22 protein-coding genes, 1 tRNA gene and 1 riboswitch are annotated in these 20,041 nt (G+C 33.9%); of the genes, 2 read left to right on the top strand and 21 right to left on the bottom strand.

The window, feature by feature from the left end; translation table 11 throughout:
* The 20 genes from DW1_RS01460 to metK all read right to left on the bottom strand — a co-directional run bounded on the left by DW1_RS01460 (position 1) and on the right by metK (position 18,415).
* Positions 1–612, bottom strand: a complete 612-nt coding sequence (locus DW1_RS01460; protein ID WP_074348863.1) for a hypothetical protein — start codon at positions 610–612, stop codon at positions 1–3.
* Between the two features lie 137 nt (positions 613–749).
* The gene (locus tag DW1_RS01455) at positions 750–1,568 is read right to left on the bottom strand and encodes a flagellin N-terminal helical domain-containing protein (protein WP_074348862.1); all 819 of its coding nucleotides are present in this window, start codon (positions 1,566–1,568) and stop codon (positions 750–752) included.
* A gap of 135 nt (positions 1,569–1,703) precedes the next feature.
* Positions 1,704–3,734, bottom strand: coding sequence for a sensor histidine kinase (locus DW1_RS01450; RefSeq protein ID WP_074348861.1), 2,031 nt, complete (start codon positions 3,732–3,734; stop codon positions 1,704–1,706).
* Positions 3,735–3,745: 11 nt separating this feature from the next.
* Positions 3,746–5,299 carry a DUF3369 domain-containing protein gene (locus DW1_RS01445; protein WP_074349106.1) on the bottom strand — a complete coding sequence of 518 codons (1,554 nt, stop codon included), beginning with the start codon at positions 5,297–5,299 and terminating at the stop codon, positions 3,746–3,748.
* Positions 5,300–5,362: 63 nt separating this feature from the next.
* On the bottom strand, positions 5,363–5,599 hold the full coding sequence (csrA, locus tag DW1_RS01440) for a carbon storage regulator CsrA (protein WP_074348860.1): 237 nt from the start codon (positions 5,597–5,599) through the stop codon (positions 5,363–5,365).
* A gap of 3 nt (positions 5,600–5,602) precedes the next feature.
* Positions 5,603–6,055: a flagellar assembly protein FliW gene (fliW, locus tag DW1_RS01435; RefSeq protein WP_074348859.1), complete on the bottom strand. Its 453-nt coding sequence runs from the start codon at positions 6,053–6,055 to the stop codon at positions 5,603–5,605.
* Between the two features lie 48 nt (positions 6,056–6,103).
* On the bottom strand, positions 6,104–6,655 hold the full coding sequence (locus tag DW1_RS01430; RefSeq protein WP_074348858.1) for a DUF6470 family protein: 552 nt from the start codon (positions 6,653–6,655) through the stop codon (positions 6,104–6,106).
* Between the two features lie 64 nt (positions 6,656–6,719).
* Positions 6,720–7,670: a flagellar hook-associated protein FlgL gene (flgL, locus tag DW1_RS01425; protein WP_074348857.1), complete on the bottom strand. Its 951-nt coding sequence runs from the start codon at positions 7,668–7,670 to the stop codon at positions 6,720–6,722.
* Between the two features lie 8 nt (positions 7,671–7,678).
* Positions 7,679–9,154, bottom strand: a complete 1,476-nt coding sequence (gene flgK / locus DW1_RS01420; RefSeq protein WP_074348856.1) for a flagellar hook-associated protein FlgK — start codon at positions 9,152–9,154, stop codon at positions 7,679–7,681.
* An 8-nt stretch (positions 9,155–9,162) separates the two neighbouring features.
* A complete protein-coding gene (gene flgK / locus DW1_RS01415) occupies positions 9,163–10,686 on the bottom strand; it encodes a flagellar hook-associated protein FlgK (RefSeq protein WP_074348855.1) in 1,524 nt (507 codons plus the stop codon).
* Positions 10,687–10,704: 18 nt separating this feature from the next.
* Entirely contained in the window at positions 10,705–11,205 is a 501-nt protein-coding gene (locus DW1_RS01410; protein WP_074348854.1) for a flagellar protein FlgN, read from the bottom strand.
* Positions 11,206–11,220: 15 nt separating this feature from the next.
* Positions 11,221–11,520, bottom strand: a complete 300-nt coding sequence (gene flgM / locus DW1_RS01405; protein ID WP_074348853.1) for a flagellar biosynthesis anti-sigma factor FlgM — start codon at positions 11,518–11,520, stop codon at positions 11,221–11,223.
* A gap of 67 nt (positions 11,521–11,587) precedes the next feature.
* Positions 11,588–12,001: a MerR family transcriptional regulator gene (locus DW1_RS01400; RefSeq protein ID WP_074348852.1), complete on the bottom strand. Its 414-nt coding sequence runs from the start codon at positions 11,999–12,001 to the stop codon at positions 11,588–11,590.
* Between the two features lie 124 nt (positions 12,002–12,125).
* Positions 12,126–12,875, bottom strand: coding sequence for a ComF family protein (locus DW1_RS01395; RefSeq protein WP_074348851.1), 750 nt, complete (start codon positions 12,873–12,875; stop codon positions 12,126–12,128).
* A 134-nt stretch (positions 12,876–13,009) separates the two neighbouring features.
* Entirely contained in the window at positions 13,010–15,256 is a 2,247-nt protein-coding gene (locus tag DW1_RS01390; protein ID WP_347499695.1) for an SF1B family DNA helicase RecD2, read from the bottom strand.
* Positions 15,257–15,320: 64 nt separating this feature from the next.
* Complete coding sequence (locus tag DW1_RS01385; RefSeq protein WP_074348848.1) at positions 15,321–15,920, bottom strand: hypothetical protein; 600 nt, start codon at positions 15,918–15,920, stop codon at positions 15,321–15,323.
* Between the two features lie 232 nt (positions 15,921–16,152).
* Complete coding sequence (locus DW1_RS01380; protein WP_074348846.1) at positions 16,153–16,296, bottom strand: YvrJ family protein; 144 nt, start codon at positions 16,294–16,296, stop codon at positions 16,153–16,155.
* A gap of 127 nt (positions 16,297–16,423) precedes the next feature.
* Positions 16,424–16,642 (bottom strand): DUF2922 domain-containing protein, encoded by a 219-nt coding sequence (locus DW1_RS01375; RefSeq protein ID WP_074348845.1) that lies wholly within the window; start codon positions 16,640–16,642, stop codon positions 16,424–16,426.
* Positions 16,643–16,716: 74 nt separating this feature from the next.
* The gene (locus DW1_RS01370) at positions 16,717–16,941 is read right to left on the bottom strand and encodes a DUF1659 domain-containing protein (RefSeq protein WP_074348844.1); all 225 of its coding nucleotides are present in this window, start codon (positions 16,939–16,941) and stop codon (positions 16,717–16,719) included.
* A 286-nt stretch (positions 16,942–17,227) separates the two neighbouring features.
* On the bottom strand, positions 17,228–18,415 hold the full coding sequence (gene metK, locus DW1_RS01365) for a methionine adenosyltransferase (RefSeq protein ID WP_074348842.1): 1,188 nt from the start codon (positions 18,413–18,415) through the stop codon (positions 17,228–17,230).
* Between the two features lie 90 nt (positions 18,416–18,505).
* A riboswitch (SAM riboswitch) is annotated at positions 18,506–18,613 on the bottom strand.
* A 259-nt stretch (positions 18,614–18,872) separates the two neighbouring features.
* On the opposite strand from metK, the gene DW1_RS01360 reads away from it, so the two are divergent.
* A tRNA-Pro gene (locus DW1_RS01360) sits at positions 18,873–18,949 on the top strand.
* Positions 18,950–19,179: 230 nt separating this feature from the next.
* Here DW1_RS01360 and DW1_RS15395 read toward each other — a convergent pair.
* Positions 19,180–19,344, bottom strand: coding sequence for a hypothetical protein (locus tag DW1_RS15395; protein WP_159433531.1), 165 nt, complete (start codon positions 19,342–19,344; stop codon positions 19,180–19,182).
* A gap of 138 nt (positions 19,345–19,482) precedes the next feature.
* Here DW1_RS15395 and yyaC point away from each other — a divergent pair, with 138 nt between their 5' ends.
* On the top strand, positions 19,483–20,022 hold the full coding sequence (gene yyaC / locus DW1_RS01355) for a spore protease YyaC (RefSeq protein ID WP_242942415.1): 540 nt from the start codon (positions 19,483–19,485) through the stop codon (positions 20,020–20,022).
* Positions 20,023–20,041: the final 19 nt, after the last annotated feature.

Genomic DNA, 20,041 nt, shown 5'->3' with positions numbered 1-20,041 from the left:
CTAACTTGCCCCCTTAGATACAAGTCCTTCAAGTTTTTCTTTAATATTTTTTAATAAAGGATTTATCTCATATGACAATATGTCACCCATTGAAACTGTATCTTGATTCTTCATGACTTCCTCAAGGTCTCTAAGTAATTCATGTAATGAATATATGTCCTTAGCGTAGTTATTCCATTCCTCATAGCTAGAAACTAGTTCCTTTAGTCTTCCATTCGTATCTATAGCATTAAAGGAATCCATAATCCAAGCAATTCCTTCTAAAAGGTCTGAAAACTTAGCCCATGATTGTTCACTTGGTGTTTTATAAAACTCGTTTGAAAGTATATCCACTTCTGGTATAGCCCTATTTATATAATCAACTGTTGATATCATTATGTTTTGGACTAGTTCTGTTAATGTACTTGCAACTACTTTTACTTCTTTTATATTTCTAATATTATCAATAAAGTAATCATAATAATCTCCATATACTTCTAAACCATCAACTAACAGGTGGCTAAAAAAACGATTAGATTTGTCTAGTATATTGTCTATTTCTTGAAACATGCTTTCAATAGAACTCTTATCGTTGTTATATTCTATTACTTTGTCTAATATATAAACTTTCATCTTATACCTCCAAAATTGTTGTCTTTTCGACAATCCTTCTTATTATTATCGACAAGAACTAGGAAAAGCTTAAATTCATATATGCAAAAAGAGTTAGGGAATTTTTCCCTAACTCTTTTATTCAAAGTCATGTTCAATTATCTAAGTAATTGAAGTACTCCTTGAGGAGCTTGGTTAGCTTGAGCTAACATAGCTTGAGCAGCTTGTTGTAGAATGTTTTGTTTAGTGAATTCTACCATTTCCTTAGCCATGTCTGTATCTCTAATTCTTGATTCTGCAGCTTGTAGGTTTTCTGCAGCATTATCTAAGTTCTTGATAGTGTATTCAAGTCTGTTTTGCATAGCACCTAATTTTGATCTTTCTTCTGATACAGTACTTATAGCAGCATTAACTTTGCCTAGCATACCAGAAATTGTTGCACTAGCATCTTCAACATCTATATCGTGAACGCCTAATTCTGTCGCACCTAGATTGCCTATTGATAATGTTGCAGTTTGTCCAGAGTTTGCTCCTATTTGGAAAACTTGATCTGTATAGTCTCCATTAAGTAGTTTCTTACCATTAAACTCTGTACGTTGTGCTATACCACTAAGTTCAGTGTTAAGTTGATTGATTTCATCTTGTATTGCAGAAAATTCGTCTTCTGTCATAGTTCCTTTGTTACCTGACTTAACTACTAACTCTCTCATTCTCTTAAGAATGTTATGAGTTTCTGTTAAAGCACCTTCAGCTGTTTGGATTAAAGATATAGCATCTTGTGCATTTGATGATGCTTGTTGAAGTCCTCTGATTTGGTTTCTCATTTTTTCAGAGATTGATAGACCAGCTGCGTCATCTCCTGCTCTGTTGATTTTTAAACCTGATGATAATTTTTCCATTGATTTTGTTTGGTATCCAGTAGTGATATTTAATTGTCTGTGAGTGTTAACTGCCATTAAGTTATTAGCTATTCTCATTTTTCTTCCTCCTTGAATTTTGTTTTTGATTTGGCATCCTTGCCAAGATTTTTTTAACTCTGGCCAGAGTTATAAGCTTTTATATTTGCTATCATATATTTTATCGGACATGTAGTAAAAAAACTTTAGTACTTTTTATAAATTTGTTTTCTCTGATTGGATTGCGTTTAAATCCGCTGGAATAGTCAATATAAATTCTGTATACTTTCCTTCCTCACTTTCACATATGATAGTTCCTTTTAGCCTTTGAGTCACTAGATTATAGACAATACTTAATCCAAAGCCTGTTCCACCCTTTCCTCTGGCTGTAGTGTAAAAAGGCTCAAAAATTTTCTTTAGGTTTTTATTGTTGATTCCTTTACCGAAGTCTTTGTAGCGTATAGTCACTTCCTTAGGTGACTTGTCTAGCTCAATAATTATCTTACCTTCCTCGTATTCCTCATAGCCATGGGATAAGGTATTCATTATTAGGTTAGTCAGTATATGGGCAATGTCACCGGGATATGTGGTTATGTCTATATCATCAGCTCCCATTATATCCATGGATATCTTTGTCTTCTTAAGCTCTGGATGAAGACTTAGGATTACATCCTCTACATATTTTTTTAAATTAAATGTTTGTAGATCACCAGTATATTGGTCAACAGCTATCTGTTTAAAGCTTCTAATTACCTTTGATGCACGGTTCATATGTGATTGAATGATATGGCTGGTATCTGTGGCGGTAGACAGAAACTGCTCAAGCTCTGCTCTTTTTAAAGTATTATTGCTTAGCTTTTCTACAATTTCTCTAGTATTTTCAACTAAGTAAGTAGCACCTGTTAGGGCAATTCCTATAGGTGTATTTATTTCATGAGCCACACCACCAACTAGGTCTCCTAAAGCACTTATTTTTTCTCTTTCTATGAGATAGCTTTGAGTTTCCTTAAGTAGGTCTAAGGTTTCCTTTAGTTTATCATTTGACTGACTAAGCTCTAATGTCCTTTCCTCTATTCTATTTTCTAGGTTTGTATTTAAATCTCTGATTTCTTTTGTCTTTATGAGCAAATCCTTTTCTATTGCTTTTCTCTTTGAAATATTTAATAGCAAGAATATGATTACAATAATTAAAAATACCAAGAAGCTAACTGTAATATTTACAATAAGCTTGTATTCTTCATAAAAGGATGGGGACTTGTTTACAATAATAGAGTCTTTTGGCAGGTCTTGTTCTCTTATATCAAACTCTCTTAACTTTTCATAGTCAAAAATATATTTGTTAGGGCTTTTTTCTACAATAGGTATGTCTTCTGCACTTTCTCCTTCTAGTATTTTTAATGTCAATTCTCCTGCTTTTTCTCCTTGATAAAAACCGCTAGCTACATATCCTCCTATACTTCCACTTCCTATATAAAAGTCCCATGTACTATAAAATGGTGCTTTAGTATTTGAGGATATGATTTTAGCTACGTCTTGAAAGCTAAATATGTTGTCTTGACTATCTTTTACATAAGAAAGTGCTAATATTATAGTTTCTTGTCCCAATTTGCTTACTTTTTCGATTATTTCATCCATTGAAAGTTCTGTAACATATTGAAAAGACAAGTCCTTATATAGAAGGCTTAAAGCTTCTACTTCAGCTCTATTGTTTTTTCCTGTTTCATTGCTGTCGCTAATTACAAGTATGCTTTTTGCTTTCTGGTGAAGAGATAGGGCTAGCTCTAAATTTTCCTTAATATCTATGGTTTCCATGACCCCAGTTGTATGTGGTGGAAGAGCTTCAGGTATCTCTACAGCATCAACCCCACAAAAAACCAATGGGGTATTTGGAAATATTTCCACACCATATTTAGCCATAAAGGCAAGAGCATTTACATCAGAAGTGATTATGGTATCAAAAGAATAGTTTTTGAACTTATGGCTAAATATATCTCTTAGCATTACATGATATTCTTCATTGTCTATTCTCTTTGCATCCATATACTCTACATATATGTTTGCCTTGTCTTGTAGTATAGATTCTATTCCACGGACTATATCATCTGTCCACTTTAAGCCCTTATTGTAAGAATTAATAACTAGTACATCTTTCTTTAAGTCATAGTTTTCAGCTATTCCGTAGGAATAATTAAATATGGATAGAGTTATTAAGCAAAGACTTATAAATAGGGATGTTTTTTTTATCAACTTTATCACCCCTAGGCTCTTTCAGCTTTTTCCTTGATATCTAGGAATTCATCTATGTTATCTATTAGAATATCTACTAGCTTAGGATCAAAATGTCCTCCTCTTTCCTTTTTAAAGTAACCTAGTACATCATCTATTGCCCAAGCATCCTTATATACTCTTTTAGAAGTAAGAGCATCAAAAACATCAGCTACACATGCTATTCTACCATATAAATGTATTCCTTCTCCTTTTAGCCCCTGTGGATAGCCTGTCCCATCATATTTTTCATGATGGTCCCTAGATATAATTGCTGCAATCTTTAGAATCTTCCTATTAAAACGACTTAGAAGCTCATAGCCTTTCATTGGATGCTGTTTAATTATTTCAAATTCCTCTGGTGTTAACTTTCCAGGCTTATTTAGTATAGCATCTGGTACAACTATCTTTCCAATATCATGTATTGGAGAAGCTATTTTAATTATCTCTACTTCTTCTTCAGGTAGGCCATATTTAGAAGCTAATAGTTCACAATACTCCGATACCTTTTTAATATGATTCCCTATCTCTGTGGATCTACCTTCAGTAACCTCTCCTAAGGCGTAGATTATTTCTTTCTGAGTATCCTCTATTTCTTTATTTAAATACAGATTATCAAAGGCTATGGAAACATTGTTGCAAAACAGATTTATTAGGTTCTTATCTAAGGCATTAAGCTCTTTATTTATTTCTGTATAAATAATATTCTCTGCTCCATTCTTACTTCTAAAGTATGCTACATATCTACCATCTTCAAAAATATTTTCTTTTTTAGTTAACGCCTTTTCTACAAAAGATAAAATGCTAGGCTTTAAAGCTTCTCTAATACTTTTTTGGACCTCATTTAAGTAGTTTCCTGAAGCTGCTAAAATTTTAAAATCCCCTGTAGTTAAATCCTTTGTAGCTGCAAATCCTGCTGTACTATAAAATAAAGTATTTTTGCTTAGGTTCATTATGGAAATCATCTGAGATAATACTGCAGATACGAATTTGCCTAAGGATTGAAGCTCAAAAATTTTAGGGGAAGATTCAATAAGCCTCTCTAATGCCCTTCTGTTTTCTTCTATGACTAAAATGTCCTTATATGATCTAAGGGCTGTAACAACAGTTGTAAAAAGCTTTTGAGAAGTCAACTCTGTTTTTTCCTTATAATCATTTATATCATAGTCTATTATCACCCTTCTTTCAGGTGCATGTCCAGGATAACCTGTTCTAAGTACTATTCTAACTAGGTTGTTTTTTAAATCTTCTCTTATGTATTTAGCTACTTTAAGACCTGCATCATCTGTCTCCATAACTACATCCAGCAGTATAAGTGCAGTATCTGGGTTATCACTTATTGCTTTCCTTGTCTCCTCTCCTGAAAAGGTGCTAATAAACTCAATTTTCCTTCCAAACACCTCAAAATCACTAAGAACCATTTTGGTAATCTGGTGTACCCCCTCCTCATCATCAGCAATAATTACCTTCCAAGCTTCTTGTTCTCTCTTATTCAATGGAATTGAATCTTCTTTAGCAAAAACTAAATCTACAGTATCAGTATCCATTCTTTCACCTCTATCCCCTGTATTTTTTATTATATAAAATCTAAGCTTTATTCTCACATCAAACTAAAGCCCAGACTTTTTAAATAACTCACCCAATTCATAGAAATCTATTGACGCGGACTTAGCTGCATCTTTGTTTTCAGCCTTTATATTTTCATATATCTCTTTTCTATGTATCTCTATATCCTTAGGTGCTTTTATACCCAATTTTACCTTCCCATCATCTATTCCCGCTACAATTATTTCTATATTATTATTAATGACAATACTTTCATTTATCTTTCTGGTAAGTATTAACATTTACTACTCCTCCTTACCTTTAGCTTTAGCATTTTCTAAAATATAATGCTTAGTTGTGTACCTATTGTCATCTAATACTATTTGCTTTCCTAGCATTTCATTTGTATTTATAATCAATGGTCCTAGCAAGTTAGCCGTCATTTGTGTGATATCTTCTGGTATGACTACTATTGAATAGACTAATACATCTTTTTCTTCTTTAATTTTAAGCTTATCTATAACATGTTTTGGCAAGTCAAACTCATAGTCTTCTTTAAAAACAAATGGATTTATTATGACAAATGCTAGTTCAGGCTCATCTATTGATTGTAACCATTTGAAGGGTACTGTTTCATCAGGATTATCGATAATGATGAATCTTTTTTGATCATCGAAGCCTGGAATACCATCAATAAAGTTGATGATTTTTTCATGGTCTATTTCTATTTCACCGAAGTGTTTTGTAATGATTTTCATTGTGTACCTCCTTGCATTTAAAATTAGGGAATGGTTAATATCCATTCCCTACACTCTATTATCTATATATCTAATTTCTGTTTTTGGGTATTGTTTCATATATATATCTACTTTACCTGGGTGATAGTCTCCCTCTGGCTTTCTAGGTGTGTAGCTGTATTCTACTCCCCCTAACTGCCAGTCAATGTTCAGATGACCTATTACTTCTATCTTTGGTCTACTAGTAGGTATCATGGCAAAGTTAAACTCATGTTGCTTAGGTGTTGAATTCTTTAAAGCTATTTCCGGAATTGCGTCAGGCATCTTTCTCTGTATCATAGCCATTCTATTTCCATCATCTACTATTCTGGCTATACCTTCTAGTGCTTGTTGCCTACCCATCTGTGCATATTCTTCTGCTACCTGTGACCAAGGCTTTCTCCCCGCTTCTGCAAAGGGCTGAGATTGATCTATAAGAACCTTAGGTAGTTCTCTATCTATTATCATTTGAGGCTTAATTTGCCTTATAGATTGCTCACCCTTAGGCTGTCTTAAGTCTAGATATGCATTTGTTGTTTCGATGCCTATTTGCCCTTTGATGGTTGTTATACTTAGTGGCATACATATCACCTCTATAAAAACATGGGGACACACCTAGAAGCATAGGAATGTCCCAGTGCGCTTATTATCTTAAAAAGTCTATTAGGCTTGGTTGTATTATCCTAGCCCCTGATGACATTGATGCTAGGTATACACTCTCTGCCATTTTGAAGTTCATTATGACTTCTGCTAAGTCTGCATCTTCATTTTCTGAAAGGAGCCTAGTGAAGTTTACAGCGTCTGAATCTAGTCTCTTTTCTGTCATTTCTAGCCTATTAGTCTTAGCACCTATTTCTGCTCTTACTTGTACGGTGTTTCTAAAAACTTCTTTTATCACATCTATATTTTTCCTTAGTTCTTCTTTATCTGGTTCTTCAGTACCAGATCCTAATGCCTTAATAATATTGTCAAACACTTTTATAACATAAGGCTCATCCGTATTGGTAACAGAGGCTGCTTGATAATTTGCATCGCCCACACCAAAAACCTTAATACCTACTGTGTTTACCTCTATATTCTCTGAAACTCCAACATTATATGTAGAAACCTCTGTGCTTTCAAGATCTATATTATACCTAGTCACTCCGTCTTCTCCTGTTACTAATAGAGGCTTATCAGTCTTATATCCTGAAAACACATGTCGTCCTGCATGTGTAGTATTTGCAGCTTGAATAACTTGTTCCCTTAATTCTCTAATTTCCGCCCTAATTGCTTGTAAATCATCCTCTTTAAAAGTGTCATTCGAAGCCCTTATAGTAAGATCACTAGCTCTTTTCAGTACCTCTCCCATCTGGTCTAAAGCATCCTCTGTAGTATACATCCACGCTATGGCATCTCTAAGGTTAGTTTTGTATTGCTCTATTTTAGACTTATCTGTATATAGTTTCAAGCTTTTCGATACCCCTATTGGATTATCTGAAGGAAGCTGAAATAACTTTCCTGATTGGTATTGCTCTTGTAGTTTACTCATTCTCTTCATGTTTTTATTTAGGTTAGTCATCATGTTTCTAACTAACATGCTATTTGTTATTCTCATTTACTTATCTACCTCCCTGCTAATCCCAGTCTGTTTACTGTTATATCAAGCATTGCATCTAGTGTGCTTATCATCTTTGCTGATGCAGTATATGTTTTCATGAACTTAACCATATCTGCCATTTCCTCATCAGGGTCTACTGAAGATACTGAATCTATTCTAGTTTCAATACCATTTAGTATAATTTTTTGGTTATCTTGCATTCTTATAGCATATTGACTATCTACACCAAGTGTGGATAGTATTGATACCATATAATCCTCTGGCGTACCTTGAGCGTGTACGCTTTCACTAAAGAATTTTTTGCTTTCTCGCAATTTTAAAAGTTCTAATATATTTTTGTTATTCTCTACACCATTTGGATCTATAGGCTCTGTAGTATCTTCAGGATTTCTTCCAGCTGCTATATTGCTTAAGCTCTTTATAATATCAGAATGAACTCTTATATTACTTGCCTTAATATCCCCGCCACCTAATGCCTCAAAAAAATCTCCACCAGCAACATTTTCTGCAGTATATCCTTCTTTATGTACTTCATTTATTTTTTTTGCGAATATATTTGCGAAGTCATTAAGTCTTTCAATATAATATGGTATCCCACCATATTCACCATTAATTCCTGACCCATCTCTAACATCTAATAATCCTTTTAGCTCTCCAGTCTTTAGTGCTACTTTATTTCCATTCTCCCATTCAATCTGTACAAGACTTTCTCCACTCATCTCACTTGCTATAGTTCTTGGTGGGTCTTGCAGTCTACTAAGAGTCGAATGCTCTACTAGAGAAGCTCCTCCTATAGACACCTTGAATTTCCCATCTTGTTCGCTTACTTGTACATTTACTATCTTAGATAGTTCGCTAACTAATAGGTCTCTTTTATCTCTTAAATCATTAGCCTTTTGACCATCTATCTCTAATTTATATATTTGCTCATTTAGATTCCTTATCTGAGAGCCTATATCATTAACTTTTTTAATTTGAGCATTTATTTGATAGTTTACATCCTTTTCTAGATTATATAATTTAGTAACTGTTTCATTGAGATGATTTGTCAATGCTATAGCCTTTTCTCTAACTGCAACCCTATAGGAATCATCACTTGGATTTTTGCTTAAATCCTCTAAAGATTTAAAGAATCCATCAACATATTTGCTAAGACCTTCATGCTGTGTTTCCTTCAATATATGCTCTATATCCAATAACGTATTTCTTTTTACCTCCCATTCGCCTAAAGCAGCATTTTCCGTTCTGTATTTATAGTCAAGGTACGAATCCCTTACTCTATCTACAGAAGTAATAGTTGTACCTGTCCCTACAAAACCTATACCGGGTAAGCGATGTGGGGCAGTAGAACTCTGAGTTGCTACCTGTCTTGAATACCCTTCAGTGTTTGCATTTGCAATATTGTGATTTGTTACATATAGTTTTCTCTGACTAGTTAATAGTCCTGAAACTGCTGTGTTAAATCCTATCCAACCAGACATTTAATCATCTACCTCCCAACTACTCCCATTCTGTTTACAATTTGCTCTATCATCTCATCTATAGCATTTATTAGCCTCGCATTGGCATTGTACGCATGTTGAAATTTAATCATCTCTGTCATCTCTTCATCCAAAGAAACTCCAGATAGGGAAATTCTTTTATCATCTATATGATTCATTACCATTTCATGAGAATCCTTCATGGTAACAGCTTTGTTGGCAGCTATTCCAAAGTCAGTTATTATATCTCTATAAAAATTATCTGTTGTAGTTTTTCCTAGAAAAGTAATGCTTAAATCTGCTTCTATATTAAATCCTTCATATTTACCTTCTGTAAATAGTCCGCCATATCTTAGCTTTGCAATAGCCTCTGCAATTTTCCCATCTCCAATTTCTCTAGGTTCTGTATCTGCTATGTAGCCTGCAGAAACTGCTATTTCACTTAAAGAATCTATGGCATCGCTTATTTTTATATTACCAGCCCATGTAGATTTACTTGGATCTCTATTAACAAAAAAGTCATTGCCATTTTTCCCAGTTAAAGTATATCCTTGCCTATGTAGCTTATTAACAGCCTCTGCTATACCCTTTACATATTCATCAAGCTGTTTCTTCAAAGTAGGTATTATATATTTGTACTCAGTCACATCAGTTATGTCTTTTTCTTGGTCATAATATCCTCTAGCATATATTAACCCTAATAGCTCTCCATCTCTTATATCTCTTTCCTCTGATAGCTTCTCTCCTGTATCAGCCCAGTGTATATCTACAAATGGACTTCCATTATTTTTAGCCTCTAATTGCCTGAAATTCCCATCCGAGACTATGTGCCTTCCTCCAAGAACTACATTTGCAGCACCGTTGTTACTAGTATATATGTCTACCTTTATAATCTGGGACAATCTATCTAGATATCCATTCCTCGTATCTCTATAATCATTAGCCGTAGATCCCATTGCTTCTGCTGCCATTATTTTAGTATTAAGCTCTCCTATTCCTTTGACTAGCTGATTAACTTCATCTACCATGTCTCGGATATTCTTATCAAGATTAAATTGCAGGCTTTCTAGCTGCTCATACATATGATTTACAGTTCCCACAAACTCAATAGCTCTCTCTCTTAATAGCCCCCTCACAGTTAGACTGCTTGGATCTTTGGCTACCTCTTCCCATGTATTCCAAAACTTATCCATAACTCCTTGTAGCGCATCCTCTGAGAGTTCTCCCACTATACCTTCTATTTGTCCAAATACATTTGAACTTGATAGCCAAAAGCCAAACTCTGATGCTTCTTTCCTAATCTTTGAATCTAAAAACTCATCTCTTATCTGTCTAATTTGTTGAACGTCTACTCCTGTTCCTAAAGAATGAGTCACATTAATTCTAGAATATCTTGATTCTGAATGTATTGCCTGCTGTCTTACATACAAAGGGTTGTCTGCATTTGATATATTATGTGAAATTGTATCTAATGATCTTTTATTTGCATAAAGACCTGATATTCCTATAGATAATCCTCTAAAAGAAGACATTTATAATCTCCTACCTTTCTATGCTTTAGTATCAAATAAGCTAATTTTTTGTGAAGTATCTTCCTTTTGTACCCTGTTATTATATATTCCTCGTTCAGATACATTAGTCAAAAGATTGATATTCAATTCAATATACTCTAGGGTGTCTTTAATAAGTAAGCTGTTTAAATCATTTTTTTCTTTTAAGGTGTTGAGTACCTTGGCCAGCTTTCTAGTAATATTATCTATTTCTTGTTTTATACTATCAGCATCACTAAGCTTATTTAATATATCTGTTATAGTCGAAGCTTCTTCCGTCCCTAGTTGTTTTTGAATATTATTTACTACCTTCTCTCTTCTATCCTCAAGCTTTCCTAGTCTCAATATAGCACTGTTTTCCAATTGGGTAATATTATCTAAATCATTAATTTTTCCATTAGCTATGATATCTGTTTTTTTGATTGTCAATTCAAGCATTTCTTCGTATATATTTAGTTCTTCCAATAATACTTCTTTTAGTTCTTCTACTAGTATTTTCATAATATCGCCCCTACCTTATACTTTTCTATCAAAATTAATACTCTCGAGCATCTTTTCAGCTATATTCCCCGCATCTACTACATATGTCCCCGTCCTAATCTGTTCTTTTATGGCATCTACCTTTTCTTTTCTTATATCTGGTACATTTTTTATTGCATTCAATGCAAATTGATAGTCTCTAGCCACGTCTGATAAGCTAAGCTCATCATTTTTACTGGCTTTACCTGTTGTAGTACCTTCCTTATTAATTCCCTGCTTTCTATAGGCTTGAATTAACTTATTTATATTGCTATTGTTAGAATTAAAGATTTTCATACAAAAACACCCCATTTCTTTCCGTCTATATTTTTATTATCGGTAGAAATAGGGTATAACTTTAATTTTATTTCTTACGTCTATTAGCAACATACATTCTATCGCTATCTTTTCCCGTAATTTTTTTAGGAGAAGGCTCTTTTTTAGGCAATACACTCTTAAATTCTTTTTCCATTTCAGCAATACATTTATTACAAAATCTTCCTGTGTTAATTAATGTGCCACATCTTTCACAATCCAGTAGTAGATTAGGGCTATCACTTCTAATCTCTAACTTTCCTTCTCTTAAAAATCTAATAATCTTCTTTGTACTTACATTAGTTTCCCGTGAGACAGTCTGAATGTCTGCACCTGGATAGTCATATAGATAATCTTTTACTCTCTTAAACTCTTCCATATCTTTATCTCTACATATTGGACACAAGTCAAAATTATCATCTGCAAAAATTCTATCACACTTTCTACAGTTCCTGATACCCATCAATTTCACCCCCTGAAGCAAGATAAGTTAGAGATTACAAACTTTTAAAGATTACTACATACAAAATACTTTCGATATTTTTTGATAAAATCCTTCTTTTTTTCTCGAAATTAATAACAAAGTCCTAATTATATCTTCCTGTAGCAATTGTAATGACATATACTTCTTTGACACCACATTCCATGAGAATTCTTGAACATTCATTAACTGTAGCACCTGTAGTAAATATATCATCTACTAATAAAATTCTTTTGTCCTTAAATACATTGCTTTGTCTAATTATAAAAGCATCTTTTAAATTCTGCTCTCTTTCATGTCTCGATAGTTTATTTTGTATTTTAGTAGCTTTTGTTCTTATAAGATTTCTACTATTTAAAGGTATACCTAGCTTTGATGAAAGATATTTAGCCAAAAGTTCAGCTTGATTATAACCTCTCTCTGCTTTCCTTGACCTATGAAGAGGCACAGGAACAATAAGGTCAATATTCGTAATATTTTCTTTCTCAAAAGCATATAGCATAAACTCTCCAAAGGACTTGTACATATAGGGCTTTGATTCATACTTATATCTATAGATGGCTTTCCTTAAGAGTCCAGTAAACTCTAGTGGAGAAATAACCTTTTTGAAATAGAAGTCTTTTTTTATACAATAGTTACACCTTTGTGATAAATCGCCTTGGTATGTAGGTTTCCCACAAACTGAACACTTGTTTTCATTTATAAAGAAGAGCTTGTTCTTACAATCATTGCATACATGGTCTTCCCTCACTTCTTCATGGCATCGTTCACAATAGAAGCACACTCCTTCTTCTGGGAAAATAAGGTCTAGGGCGGAGTTGCACAGCTTTTTTAATAGGCTTTCATTTCTTGCCATAATAAACCCTCCAGAATTTATATCCTTCGTTGAAGAACCTTCGTAAGTAAGGCTTATCCTGTCCGCCTCAGGGTGACAAAAATTGTCTTTTATAATTTTAAATCATCAATTATAAAATACCCATTGGACGTTTTTTACCTCATCATCATATTAAAAACCTTTAAAAGTCTTTTATCTAAGCCTGAATATCTTTTTAATATTCTATTATTATTAATCATCATATGCATGTATTTTTCCATACCTACTAGTACGACTAATTCTTTTGCTCTTGTAATGGCTGTATATAATAGATTTCTTGTAAGGAGCATAGGTGGTCCCCAGCATACTGGCATAATGACTACAGGGAATTCACTTCCTTGGCTTTTATGAATAGTCGTAGCATAGGCTAGTCTTAGCTCATCAAGCTGATTAAAGCTATATATCACTTCTTTGTTGTCGTCAAATAATACTGTAAGCTCGCTTTCTTCTTCATCAATATTGGTTACAAAACCAAAATCTCCATTAAAAACTCCTTCGCCCTCAGTAATACTTCCATCCTTTTCTTCAAGAGTCCACTTAGTTTTATAGTTATTCTTTATCTGCATTACCTTATCCCCTACTCTAAAAAGCATATCTCCTGACTTCTTTTCTGCTTTTAAATGATGCTTAGGGTTCAACGCCTGCTGAAGCTTTTCATTTAGAGAATTTACTCCTACATCTCCTTTCTTCATAGAAGTAAGTATCTGAATATCCCTAACAGGATCATATCCATTAAACCTAGGTAATCTCTCCCTACTTAACTCTATTATAGTATCTACTATGCTTTCAGAACTTAATCTAGTCATAAAGAAGAAGTCCTTGCCTTTTACGTTTAGATATGGTGCTTCACCTTTATTTATTCTATGGGCATTAACTACTATCATGCTTTCACTTGCTTGTCTAAAAATCTCATCTAGCTTTACTACCTTTACAATTTTACTATTTATGATATCCCTAAGAACATTACCGGCCCCTACTGAAGGCAACTGGTCTATATCTCCTACTAATATAAGCCTAGTACCTGGTAATATTGCCTTCGTGAGATTATTCATGAGAAGTATATCTACCATTGACATCTCATCTATAATGACTACATCGGCTTCTATTGGAGTACCTTCGTCCTTAGCAAAGTCCATTCCTAGCTCGTCATCTACAAATCCATATTCTAAAAGTCTATGAATGGTTTTAGCCTCTTTTCCTGAAGCTTCACTCATTCTCTTTGCCGCTCTTCCTGTTGGTGCTGCTAGTGTAACTGTGAAGCCTTTAGATTCAAAAAGCTTTATAATACTATTTATAGTAGTAGTCTTTCCAGTACCTGGACCACCTGTAATTACTAAAAGACCATTTTCTACAGCCTGTCTTATGGCTTCCTTCTGCTTTTCTGCAAATTTTATATTATCTTCTTTCTCAATATCTTCTATGGCTTTGTTTACATCTACATCAATGCTTTTTACCTCAGCTCTAGATAGCTCAATTATTTTTTTACACACATTGGTCTCAGCATAGTAAAAAGGCATATAATATACGCATATTTCATCACCATCTAACCTTTCAAGCTGTATTTCTTGATTGATGGCTAAGCTTTTTATTCCATCTACTACTAGCTCCTGATCTACATTTAATAACTCTGCTGTCTGCATGATTAGAAGCTCATGGGGTGCATATGTATGACCCTCTGCTGAAAATTCCATTAGTTTAAATTTAATTCCTGCATTTATTCTATAAGGTGACCTAAAATCCACACCCATACTTTGTGCTATTTTATCTGCCATTTTAAAGCCGATACCTACTATATCCTCTGACAATCTATATGGATTTTCTTTTATCTTAATAATGGCCTCTGCCCCGTACTTTTTATATATTCGTATTCCATAATTAGGTCCTATACCGTAGTTTTGGAGAAATATCATAATATCTCTTAGCTCTCTTTGTTCAATAAATGCTTCCGCTATTTTTTCAATCTTTTTCTCTCCTAAACCTGGAATTTCACTTAATTTATCAGGATTATATTGTAGTATATCTAAAGAATCTACTCCAAATTTCTCCACAATTTTCTCTGCAGTTTTTGGTCCAATACCTGGGATTAGGCCAGAGGAAAGATATTTGATAATACCATTTAATGTAGCAGGCACTACTGTAGAATAGGTATCTATCTTAAACTGTTGACCATAGTTAGCATGATGTGTCCATTCTCCCTGCACTCTAAGAGTCTCTCCTAGACTAATAATAGGTATATATCCTACAATAGTGACTACATCATCATCAGTTTCAAGTATTGCAATAGTGTAGCCATTAGATTCGTTATGAAAAATGATTTCTTCTATTGTTCCTTGAAGGGTTACCATAGCTACCTCCAGCATCATTTATAAAAATTAAAAATTGAGAATGGGGAATTGCTCCCCTACTGTTCAACTGTCCTTACAATTATTATACACTAGAACTAGAAGACTTCAACAGATTAATCTTAATGTCTAGTAGCTCGTTTCTTAGGGCTACAATATCTCCCTTGGTCGCAGGCTTATTTAGTTCCCCATAAATCTCCTGTTCTTCCATGATATTAACCCCGACCCTTTTGAAATATGCTTGTTTTACAATATATCCATTCCTTAAATTCTTTTTTGCAGTCTCTATCCCTTGAAGTACTTCTATACAGTCCCCCTTTTTTAGCAAAACATATACCTTCTTGTTTTTCTCAATAATATCTTTTATGAAACCTATATTAAAATATCCAAAAGAACCATCATTTTTGGATATGGCTTTTCTTACCTTTAGTGGTACAAATATATTGTCCTTGTTAAATGGTAACGGGACTATGTTTGTAGAACCGATAATCTTTCCATAGTATTGCCTAGACGAGTTCAAGTCAACCATGAAATACTTGGATAATAGTGTTATGAATGTTTTTATGCTTTTGTATATGTATTCTTCATTTTGTTTATTAGTGATTACTTTTGTAGAATTACCTTCTATGTAAAATGGTAAAAATGCAACGATTTCCTTTGATACAAGCTCTTCTATATTTTTCATTTTCCTCAACTCCTTTCTTGCTATAAAGGCTAGTTTAATAGATAACCTCTACATCTAACCTGAGACTTATCCTATCATATTTTAATTATAATCGAACGTGCGTTCGGTGTCAATGCATGCATGCTATTTTATGGTAAATAAAATAGCAACTTCCAATTTGCAAGACTAACTTTTGCTTCATAGCTGTTACTCTTATAGGGCGATTTGTAATCGCCCTACATCTAATATAGCCCTATTTCATACTAGCTATGGTCTTCGAAAGCTCAGTTATACTTTCAGTTAGCTTATTTAGCTTTCCTTCTATTCGTACAAGTAGGTATACTGATACGGCTATGGGAAAGCCTAGGTTGGCTATTTGAGTGTAAACCTCTTCCATCATAAGACCTCCTTTCAACTACTGCCTAAGATCCTTTATTTCATTTAGAATATCAAAATAGTTTCTTGATATGAATAAGTCGAGGACTATTGCTAATATGCCCCCGACTTTACTTGTTAGTTTCTGACTATAGTTCAAACTCTTCTACGTCTGTGCTCACTATTCTTGCTGATACTACAGAGACTAAATCTCCGTCTGCTGTTTCAAATATATTAGTTGATACTATGTTTTCCATAGCTGTTCTAATATCTGATTCAGTGATATCTTCTCTTGGATTATCTATAGATAATCTACTTGTTTTGTCTTTTTGGTTCTTAAACACCATTTCAAGTCGTCTATTTGCCATTGATTTCACCTCCTCTCTTATGCTTTATGTCAGGGGACATACCCAAACCCCTGGGAAAGTCCCCAGTCTACTTCCTATTCTTCTTGAAGGTCAATTTCATCTATTCTTTTTATACCTATAAGAGGCATTTCTTGTAGGCCTGCTAATGACTCTGCTGCTGAAAATATATTCTCATTAGCTGCATCTGTCTTTACCTTTGAAAATGTTTTAGCCTTTACTATTTGAGTGCCTTTTTCATTAAGTCCGCCATCAAGTTGAAGCTTTAGCTTTGTTTCTTTAATTACAGCATTAACTGCCATGGTTCCACCTCCTTTCTTTTTTTAGAAGTACTTCTGTGTTCTACCGGTAATTTAATGATAACTGATTTGATTAATTGAGTTAAATCGGGACTTGCAGGAAAGTCAGGATAAATCAATTAAAAATTGAGAATTGAAAGTTGAAAATCAAAACTATAAAAATAGTCATATAATTACTGCTTAACTAGTGTTTGCAGGGATAGAGAATTAAGAAATATCAAAAAAACAATAAGGAGAAGCACAAAGTCCATAAATGACTTTTGTACTTCTCCTTCATTTAAAATTATTTTTATTCTCCTAATCCTTCTTTTCTTAGCACCTCTGCCTTATCTGTCTTTTCCCATGGAAGGTCTAAATCCTCTCTTCCGAAGTGTCCATAGGCTGCTATTTGTCTATATATAGGTCTTCTTAAGTCAAGATTTTTAATGATAGCTGCTGGTCTTAAGTCAAAGTGTTTGCTGATAAGCTCTTCTATTTTACTTTCTTCAATTTTATTTGTTCCAAATGTATCTACTAATATTGAAATAGGCTTAGCTACACCTATGGCATAGGCAAGTTGAACTTCACATTTATCTGCAAGTCCAGCTGCTACCACATTCTTAGCAACATATCTAGCAGCATATGCAGCAGAACGGTCAACCTTTGTTGGGTCCTTTCCTGAAAATGCTCCACCACCATGTCTCGCATATCCACCATATGTATCTACTATTATTTTTCTACCTGTAAGTCCCGCATCTCCCTGTGGTCCACCTGTAACAAATCTACCTGTAGGATTTATATAGTACTTAGTGTCTGAGTCTATTAGATTTGGCGGAACTATTTTTGATATTACATGTTCTTTTATATCCTTCTCTATAGTCTTTAGTTCAACCTCTGGGCTATGCTGCGTAGATACTACTATTGCATCTACCCTTACTGGTTTATTATCATGATATTCTACTGTAACTTGAGTCTTTCCATCTGGTCTTAAATAGTCTAAAGTTCCATTTTTTCTAACCTCAGCTAGTCTTATAGCTAGTTTATGAGCTAATGATATTGGAAGAGGCATAAGTTCTGGAGTTTCATTACAAGCAAAACCGAACATAATACCTTGGTCTCCTGCACCAGTAATATCAAACTCATCAGTCTTTTGAACTCTATGCTCCAATGCCTCATTGACTCCCATTGCAATGTCTGGCGATTGCTCATCTATAGATGTAAGCACTGCACATGTATCACAGTCAAAGCCATATTTTGCCCTTGTATAACCAATATCTTCAATAGTCTTTCTAACCACCTTTGGTATGTCCACATAGCATTCAGTAGTGATTTCTCCTGCTACTAGCACAAGCCCCGTAGTAACTGAAGTTTCACAAGCAACTCTAGCCATAGGATCTTTTTCAAGGATAGCATCTAATATTGAGTCTGATATTTGGTCACAAATTTTATCCGGATGTCCCTCTGTAACAGATTCTGAAGTAAATAGCCACTTTCTCATCACATAACCTCCATGTATATTCATAATTTATTGTTTGCATTTTTTCAGATAAAAAAAACTCTTCTAAAAAGAAGAGGAATTATTTCTTAGACCTCATCTTTCAGAACTTACATTCTGTAGGATTTAGCACCTTGCAGCTAAAAACTGCTGGTTGCTGGGCTTCACTGGGCCTATTCCCTCCACCGCTCTTAATAAGGTAAGTAATGTTCTATTGTTTTCATGAAAAATATTATCATATGCTTATTTATATGTCAATAATTGTTTTACCCATATCATTAAACTTTAAACTAATTATACATGTATAATCGGAAAAGCATAAAGAAAATTAACTAGTCACTGAAATTTCGAGATTATGTAACCTTATTGTTGAAAATAAGCTCTAAATTAACTTTAACGGCATAAAAATAGAATTGCTTTTATTATTCTTATCACTTATAATAAGAAGGTAGCAATTTTACGGGGTGTAGCGCAGTTTGGTAGCGCACGTGGTTTGGGACCATGGGGCCGGGGGTTCGAGTCCCTCCACCCCGACCATATTTTAAGCGAGATGATCAAATCATCTCGCTTTTTTATGACCTAACCCAATTTTCTGAATGTCTTTCTCAGAAAATTGTAGGTAGGTCAAACGCAACGAGAACCAAATTTGCACGACTGAAAGGAGTAAGCAAATTTGTGTTTCGAGACTGCGGAAAATGACCTAACCCAATTTTCTGAATGTCTTTCTCAGAAAATTGTAGGTAGGTCAAACGCAACGAGAACCAAATTTATGCGACCAATATCAAGCTCGCTCTTCCATATCTTATATTCGTATCTAACTTGTCGTAAATTTCTGTGTTTGTATTATCTATCCTCATACTAGAAACTACTCCCACAGTTAAAATAGTAAGTATAATAACTAGCCATATATACAAAAGTCTTCTATTTTTCATTATCCACCACTCCTTTTAATAGTTATTATTTGTCTTTTTTTGCTGTTTATTCATGAAAAATAATACAAGCTTTTAAGAATAATCTAGCCTTCTTCTAAATAAGTATTATTATCTACTAAAGCATAAGGAGGAAGGATAATGAAAAATCTAAAAATGTTAACTACTCATATTGACGAAAGGTACGGAGCAGTGAAGGCAATTGGCAATTATCTAAGTACATATTTTGACTCCTACCCTAGATATGATGACATAATAATCGTAGGTATTGGAACGGACAAGTGTATAGGCGATTGTTTGGGACCCTTAGTGGGAACTACTTTAATAAGAAGAGATTTTAGCTTTCCTGTATATGGCACGTTAAAAAGACCATTACATGCACTTAATTTAAGGAATAGAGTAGCTAGCATTAAGTCAAGGCATCCTAATGCTTTTATAATTGCTATAGATGCATGTTTAGGAGAAGAAGATAATATAGGTACTATTCAAATAAGAAGTGGTCCTATAGATCCAGGCAAAGGTGTAGGTAAAAACCTTCCTTCAGTAGGTGATTTGTCAATAATAGGAATAGTAGAGAAGCTAGATAACGGCAGTAGTGTTTCTCTTCATAATATAAGACTTTCATTTGTATTAGAAATGGCTGAGATAATAGCAGAGGGAATTGTATTGGGACTAGAGTAAGTAATTAAAAATATAAAAA

The organism is Proteiniborus sp. DW1, assembly GCF_900095305.1.
Lineage (GTDB): Bacteria > Bacillota > Clostridia > Tissierellales > Proteiniboraceae > Proteiniborus.
The sequence above is the reverse complement of the archived record's forward strand: the minus strand, read 5'-3'. Positions and strand labels throughout refer to the sequence as shown.